This window comes from Salinivirga sp., assembly GCF_035268865.1.
GTDB lineage: Bacteria > Bacteroidota > Bacteroidia > Bacteroidales > Salinivirgaceae > Salinivirga.
Window position 1 is genome coordinate 1 of record NZ_DATFKB010000041.1, and the last position, 2932, is coordinate 2932.

Consider the following 2932-nt stretch of genomic DNA (forward strand, 5'->3'; position numbering starts at 1 on the left):
TAAGCATCGCCTCTGGCCGAATTATAATTCTCCAGCAAATCTTTTATACGCTCATGTACCTTTCTGGTATATTTATGGTCATGCTCAAACTCGCCATAATTAAATTCATAACTAATTTTACCAACTGGTTCTTTTTCTAGAAAAGAAAAATCTATTCCTTCTATATCAGGAAAAAGCTCAACCGTAAACTGAAACAACCAAATTCCCAGTTCATTCTGTCTTACATCTGTATTAAATTCAATCATTTTAGTAACATAAAACTCCCGTGTAAACTTTATTTCATAGTCACGGTTAAGCTCAAGTATAAAAGCAAAGTTGCCCGTTATATCGGTAGTTTCTAACTTAAGCAATGTATTATTAGCATATATTTCCACATTGGCATTTGGTAAGGGTCTTAGGCCATCTTTCACACTACCTTTGACCTCCACATAACCAAGCATATCCTGTGTAAACGCCGGCTTCAGCGTCATACAAAGTAGAAATATGATCAATAATAATCGATTCATGTTTTATATTTGGTATTATACAACCATCAAATCTTGTGCAAAACAATAAAATTAATAAATTCACAGCCTTAATAACCGATTCATAAAAAATTTATTAAAACTTACTTCATGTACAGATTCCTTTTTCCTGTAATCATATTGGTAATCAGCACCTTCAACAACCTCGATGCACAAGTTGTAAATATTGAAAAACAGCGCACAGACAAAAACAAAGCATTTTACGGAAACCTTCAGGCAAGTTTACAATATGAGAACAGTAAAAAAGTTATTTGGCAAAACACCGTAAGTAGTGATTTATATCTCCGTACGGGGCGGCATTATTTGATGTCATTTACCAGTTGGGATTACATAAGTGCCGGAAAAGAGAATCTGCAGGATAAGGGATATGAACATTTAAGGTATAACTATTTTATAGATTCAATTTTTGCATTGGAGGCCTTCGGTCAATATCAATTCAATGATTTACGAAAAATTAAATACAGGTCACTCGGTGGTCTGGGATTAAGATTAAATATTATTGCAGGCGATTCTTTAAAATGGTTTACAGGCTTATCGGCCATGTATGAACAAAGACAATTTACCTACAATGCTGCAGGGCAATACCATTGGCGGATCAACCTGTATACAAATCTGCTATGGAATATCTCTGAAGCTGCCAAACTCTCAGGCATCGTTTATTTTCAGCCATCTGTGCAAGACTTTTCTAACCACAATATTGCCGGTGAGGCACAAATTCAAATACGCCTGATTCATAAATTAAGTTTGGTAGTAAATACTACTTTAACCTATGAAACTCAACCACCAAAAGATGTAACAAACTTTTATTCGGTGGTGCGCAATGGCATTAAATGGGAATTTTAATAATTATTCATCGTCGGCCATTCCACTAAACAGCGCAAGCCCTCCCGTAGAGGTTTCCTTGTAAATATTGGGTAAATCATGACCGGTTTGCTTCATTGTTTGTACTATTTTATCGAAACTAATGCGGTGTCGTCCGTCATTTAGCATAGCAAAAGCATTATGATTAAGTGCACGGGCTGCAGCAAATGCATTACGCTCAATACATGGAATTTGTACAAGACCTCCTACAGGGTCGCATGTTAATCCAAGATGATGCTCAAGCCCCATTTCAGCGCTATTTTCCACCTGAAAAATTGTGCCGCCAAAGAGTTGGGTTGTGGCGGCCGAACCCATTGCGCAGGCAGTACCAATCTCTCCCTGGCAACCGACTTCGGCTCCCGAGATAGAGGCATTCATCTTAACAACCGCGCCCACCAGGCCGGCTGTTGCCAGGGCACGTAAGATTTTAACCTCAGAAAAATTATGTTGTGACCTCAAATAATAAAGTACTGAGGGCATCACTCCTGCCGAACCACAAGTTGGCGCAGTTACAATTTTTCCTCCTGCCGCATTCTCTTCTGATACTGCAAGTGCATAAGCAAATACTTCTGCTCTTTTTCTCATTGATCCGATATAGGCTTTCGCTTTTATTAAATAGCTTGCTGCTTTGCGGGGCAACTTCAAATGACTGGGCAGCACACCCTCGTTCTCGAGTCCCCGTTCAACAGAGGCTACCATGATATCCCAAACCTTGCGCAAGTAATCCCAGATATCATCATCTTCATAGGCTTCTACAACTTCCCACAAGTGCAACCCATTTCTATTACAATACCGCAAAACTTCATCCATGTTTTTAAATGGATAAATATGAGATTCTTCCAGTTTTGTGTGTTCATCAACTATTGCTCCTCCGCCTATGCTGTATGCAGTCCATTCACTAAGCACATCGCCATTTTCATTAAATGCTTCAAAGCTCACAGCATTGGGGTGTCTCTTTTTAAATTCCTTTGGTTTCCATATAATTTCTAATGCACCTTCAGGAAATACAGATGCAATGGACACATCTGTAAGGTGACCTTTTCCGGTAGCCGCCAGGCTACCAAAAAGAGTGGCCCTGAATGTTTTTGCCTTTTGGTTTTGTTCAAAAAACTGTTTTGCAGCCTTCTTAGGTCCCATAGTATGACTACTGGAAGGGCCATTGCCAATGCGATAAATGCTTTTTATACTCTCCATAATCCGGTCTTTTTACAAATATCAAAAAATAAAAATCATTGTATGTCAAATCAACGTTATATTTTAAAGCAGGACTAATTATTCTTATGCTGCAAATAAACAATTAACGCCCTCAAAAAATCCATTACTGTTCAAATGCTGCTTAATCTCCTTTTTTATGTCATGATGTGGCATGTAAACCAAAATAAAAGCTTCATCTGGGTTGGGCAAATCATGATAGTGAATCAATTTTTCACCTATTTTCCGTCGCAAATTTATATCAATATACCCTTTGATCTGAATTTCATGTTCTTGCAGCATTTGAGCGCGTTTTCGAATCCGTCTGCTTGCTCCCCAGATATATACGTAGGGAT

General features: G+C 38.4%; 4 protein-coding genes. 1 reads left to right on the top strand and 3 read right to left on the bottom strand.

The genetic code is table 11. The features are described 5' to 3' along the window. Nucleotides 1-506 (bottom strand): hypothetical protein (locus VJ937_RS02655; RefSeq protein ID WP_324065357.1); only part of this gene is annotated, 506 nt, incomplete at its 3' end. A gap of 108 nt (nt 507-614) precedes the next feature. On the opposite strand from VJ937_RS02655, the gene VJ937_RS02660 reads away from it, so the two are divergent. Continuing rightward, nucleotides 615-1367, top strand: a complete 753-nt coding sequence (locus VJ937_RS02660; RefSeq protein WP_324065358.1) for a DUF481 domain-containing protein — start codon at nt 615-617, stop codon at nt 1365-1367. A gap of 3 nt (nt 1368-1370) precedes the next feature. On the opposite strand, the gene VJ937_RS02665 is transcribed toward VJ937_RS02660, so the two are convergent. Both VJ937_RS02665 and VJ937_RS02670 read right to left on the bottom strand, forming a co-directional pair. After that, complete coding sequence (locus tag VJ937_RS02665) at nt 1371-2579, bottom strand: L-serine ammonia-lyase (protein ID WP_324065359.1); 1209 nt, start codon at nt 2577-2579, stop codon at nt 1371-1373. A gap of 84 nt (nt 2580-2663) precedes the next feature. Then, nucleotides 2664-2932 (bottom strand): hypothetical protein (locus VJ937_RS02670; protein ID WP_324065360.1); only part of this gene is annotated, 269 nt, incomplete at its 5' end.